The following is a 785-nucleotide window of genomic DNA, read 5'->3' on the forward strand; positions in this document are numbered from 1 at the left end:
CTACGAGAGCTGGCTGCTGGGCCTGAACCAGTCGGGCAAGCTGCGCGAGAAACTGTTGCTCGTCTACCCGCACGAAGGCGTGAGCACGGCCGACTACCCGCTGCTGCTGCTGAACGACGCCCGGCGCGACGACTACCTGAAGGTGGTCGCCTACCTGAAGGGCGAAGCGGCGCAGACCTGGCTGGCCCGCCAGACGCTGCGCAGGCCGGTGCTGCCGGAGGTGGCCGCGCAGGTCGCCGACATCCTGCCGCGCGACGCGATGCGCATCGAGCTGCCGTTCTCGCCCGACCGCGCGCTGGCCGACGGCCTGATCGACGCCTACCTGAACGAGTTCCGCCGCCCGATCGCGTCGACCTTCGTGCTGGACACCAGCGGCAGCATGGAGCGCGACGGCCGCCAGCAGCAGCTGATCCAGGCGCTCGACTACATCGCCGGCGTCGACCGCTCGCTGACCGGGCGCATCGCGCGGCTGACGAACCGCGAGCGGCTGTGGATGCAGCCGTTCTCGGACAACCCGTACGACCTGCAGCGCTTCGAGATCCCGGCCGGCGCCCCGGCCGCCCGCGGCGTGCAGGTGATCGAGGACAGCGAGGCCAAGCAGAAGGCGCTGGCGCAGGTGCGGGCCTTCGCGGCCGGCCTGAACATGCGCGGCGGCACCGCCTTGTTCGACGCGGTGCTGAAGTCGCTGAAGAACATGGCCGACGAGAAGCAGCGCAACCCCGGCTACCAGTATTCGGTGGTGGCGTTCACCGACGGCGAGAACAACAAGGGCCGCACGTTCGAGG

The 785-nt window shown here is 69.9% G+C and carries 1 protein-coding gene; it reads left to right on the forward strand.

The window, feature by feature from the left end; all coding sequences use genetic code 11:
• The coding region (locus tag AC1D12_RS34525; protein ID WP_477845555.1) for a vWA domain-containing protein at positions 1-785 on the forward strand (785 nt) is incomplete at both ends.

The organism is Rhizobacter sp. P1_G5, assembly GCF_056405435.1.